The 3,199-nt window shown below is 40.4% G+C and carries 3 protein-coding genes and 1 tRNA gene; 1 reads left to right on the top strand and 3 read right to left on the bottom strand.

The window, feature by feature from the left end; all coding sequences use genetic code 11:
- Positions 1-264 precede the first annotated feature (264 nt).
- Positions 265-696, top strand: coding sequence for a hypothetical protein (locus KK062_RS29705; RefSeq protein WP_254088023.1), 432 nt, complete (start codon positions 265-267; stop codon positions 694-696).
- Positions 697-716: 20 nt separating this feature from the next.
- On the opposite strand, the gene KK062_RS29700 is transcribed toward KK062_RS29705, so the two are convergent.
- The 3 genes from KK062_RS29700 to KK062_RS29690 all read right to left on the bottom strand — a co-directional run bounded on the left by KK062_RS29700 (position 717) and on the right by KK062_RS29690 (position 3,199).
- A complete protein-coding gene (locus tag KK062_RS29700) occupies positions 717-1,706 on the bottom strand; it encodes a ParA family protein (RefSeq protein WP_254088022.1) in 990 nt (329 codons plus the stop codon).
- Positions 1,706-2,959 carry an RNA-binding domain-containing protein gene (locus KK062_RS29695; protein WP_254088021.1) on the bottom strand — a complete coding sequence of 418 codons (1,254 nt, stop codon included), beginning with the start codon at positions 2,957-2,959 and terminating at the stop codon, positions 1,706-1,708. The genes KK062_RS29700 and KK062_RS29695 overlap by 1 nt, the downstream gene beginning before the upstream one ends.
- Positions 2,960-3,126: 167 nt before the next feature.
- A tRNA-Asp gene (locus tag KK062_RS29690) sits at positions 3,127-3,199 on the bottom strand.

Below are 3,199 nucleotides of genomic sequence, written 5' to 3'. Positions count from 1 at the left end.
CTGTCAGCTCTGCTGAGCCAAAACCTTTAGGGGGTCAGTATCAACGTTACCGGGGTCAGCATCTCCGGAATATCCATTTGGGCACAAATAGAGCATGATCTTGGTTATAAAGGTAAGGCGACGATACCCGAAGAATACATCAGAAGCTTTAATAGGCTTGCCGCCTTACTTGAAACGGCGGACAAAGAATTCGATCGATTAAAGCATGATTTAATAGAGTATGAAGAGAATATTGCTAACCTCATATCGATTGCTCCGCAGGAGGTGGAGTTGAATCAAGCGTCGGTTATTTCACTTGCCCGATCGAATGAAGTTATCAGGAAAACATTGGAGATAATTAGAAATAACTCCAATGCAAAAATTATTGAAGATGATTCATATGAACATATCATTAGGAAGTTTAAAGAATTCTTTAAGATAATAACTGTCAAAGATCTACAAGACAGTTTAGAAAGAGACCAGAAAGAATTCTTGCGTTTTTCTGATTATTTCTCTAGAGATATAAACGTCGAAAAATTGCCGAGCTATTTGCCATTATTTTATTATCAACATTACTTATCTGCAAAGTCGGAAGACCTTAGCGAGGTAATTAAATACTTTACATTCCCTAAAATCACGGATATTGACTTTAGTAAAGCGGCAGAGATAGTAATTGATGCTTATAAAAGAGCAAAATACGAATCGATATCGCATTGAAAGTAAGTACTAACAAACCACTAGTGGGCTTGAGATTGCATAGTAGATTCTATACGATGTGTAAGAAGTTCGAAATCTTCGTGACTTCTCCGTACAGCGCCTAGATGCGCACCAATGGCCCCATCAGCAGGTTTTAGCTGAAATATTGGTTTACGTACTTCCATCGCCATGGGAATCAAGCTGTGGTAATGCTTCAATTGCGCAAGGCAATAGGAATCCTGTTCGATAGACAATGGATTCAATATCGGCTCCTTCATCACAAACCCTCTAAATACGCCGGGGATTCTATTTAGCCATTTCAGATACGATTTTACCGGTCTACGTTCCTTAGTTCCATGTTGCATCACAACATATCCGAGCGATTTGATATTCCCTGGTGGTAGATCAAGAGATGGTTCCGGATTTCTAACACTCCTATCAGCCCATTCTTCATTCCATTTAGAGAGCTGATTGCCAAGGTTTTTTAAACCTTGGAGAGAAAATAAATCCGCTGCCATTGGTATTATGGCATAATCAGCAGCAATTAAAGTCGCCCTATTGATCGCTCCGAAATTAGGACCGATGTCAATAATGGTGTATTCGGCCTGCCATCTTTCACTCGCCTCCTTTACAACCCTATAAAAAGAAGATATAATTCTAAACGCAGCCTCATCTCGATTCATACATGCCCCCCAACCGCTGCTCAATTTATCTTCATATAATGAAAGCTCAAGATCACCGGGAACCAATCCAATTTTGTCATTTATAACTTCTATATGTGCGGGAATAACGTCCCCGACGCCTCTATTTAGCGGCTTAATACTTTCTAATATTGTCGGCCTCACTCCGTCATTATCATAAATTTCATTAAGACGGTCCTCATTTAGGAACATAGACGTAAGATTAGTCTGAGGATCTAAGTCTACCGCTAGACATCTGTGCCCCATTTCAGCAAGCATGTGGGTGACATGATATACCAATGTTGTTTTACCTACGCCTCCCTTATTGTTAAAAAAAACAATACTTTTCATTACTTCTTTTTGTAAATAATTACTCCAAAGCTTGTTGGCTCATCTATTAAAAACTTAGGTGGGGGTGAGCCGTTTTTATCGAGCGCAGCTTTAGCGCGCTTGACACCAACATTAAACGCATTGATATAGCCGAGATTTTTGGCTACTTCCGCTAATGTAGGATTTCTATAGTCGTTTGTGTTAGGGAAATTTTCTGGTCTTGCATTTCCATACAGGCCACCGGGGTTTATGATTTCAATACGATCCTCAAATTCGTAAAATTTAATTGGAGCGTTTGATTGATAATCTTTATGGATAATGGCATTGAAGAGCAATTCCTGTACAGCTGAATTTGGATATGCAAATTCATATTCTTCCCCGAGCTTATGTTGCACCCGTTTGGCGATTTGCGATTTAATAAAGTCGTTGATCACTCTCAGCTGCGTAGTCAAATCACCTTCAAACCGCTCCTCATATTCAAAATCACTAGTTTCGTCTGTCCCCTTGAACTTCACATACTGTATATACGCACCAGGCAAATAAAACCTGGGATTTTTACCGAATAAGAGAATGCCGGCGTTGGTGGGCATATCAGCTTTTAAATCATAAAATTTTAGAGATGAAAGCTGTTCTTTAATCTGCCTTCCATTTGCAGCTAAAGTTTCAGCATCAATGGCTGTAGGCAAGTAACTCAGTTTAAAGATGTCGATTCCAATTTCGCGTAAATCAGCCCCAAATACGGGTTGTGTATCGAAGGAGCGGGCAAAGGTAGAGCGTTTCTCACTTAATATTCTTTCTTCCGCTTCGTTAGCCGTCCCTTTTCGCTGTCCAATACGAATACACACTTTCCCTTTCCATCTGACAGGGGGGACAGGAGATGGCTGGACTTCTACTACTGCGATATCACCCTCAGGGAAGCTAAACTTGTTGACCATCATTGCAGGAGGAGGTACTATCCGGCCGTCAGTTCGATATCCTAATAATAACTGCATAAGAGATTCATCGATCTTCAATCCTTCGATTTTGCCGTCATCACGAGCGCCGATAATCAAATATCCAGGCTTACTCGTGGCGCCAAGATCATTAGCAAAAGCGCAAATAGCCTCACCAAATTTATTGGTATCAGTTGTGGAAATTGTTTTTTCAACCCTGTCATTTTCCATTTCGGGTAACAAAGCTTCTAATTGATCCTTTGTAATCATATCGCGGCTATATATGAATATTTCAAAATTAATAATACGCATTTTAAAGGTAGATATTAGCTTGATCCACATTTTCCTGCAAATATGGTTTGTACATAAAAAAGAGGCTACCAATTTCGATAGCCTCTTACCATTTTTGTAGCCTCGATAGGAATCGACCGTGCATCAAAAATTCAAGAAACTTCAATTCACTGAAAACAAAAAAAGCACTGATTATCAGTGCTTTTTTATTCTGGATGCGGACCGGACGGGACTCGAACCCGCGACCTCCGCCGTGACAGGGCGGCATTCTAACCAGCTGAACTACCGGTC

The sequence above is a fragment of the Dawidia cretensis genome (assembly GCF_018598175.1).
Taxonomy (GTDB): domain Bacteria; phylum Bacteroidota; class Bacteroidia; order Cytophagales; family Cyclobacteriaceae; genus Ohtaekwangia; species Ohtaekwangia cretensis.
This window is presented reverse-complemented; position numbering and strand designations above follow the sequence as displayed.

Bases quoted from the DNA above. Each gene is read 5' to 3' on its own strand.
- KK062_RS29695 (WP_254088021.1), bottom strand. From the start codon at position 2,959: ATGTGGATCAAGCTAATATCTACCTTTAAAATGCGTATTATTAATTTT.
- KK062_RS29700 (WP_254088022.1), bottom strand. From the start codon at position 1,706: ATGAAAAGTATTGTTTTTTTTAACAATAAGGGAGGCGTAGGTAAAACA.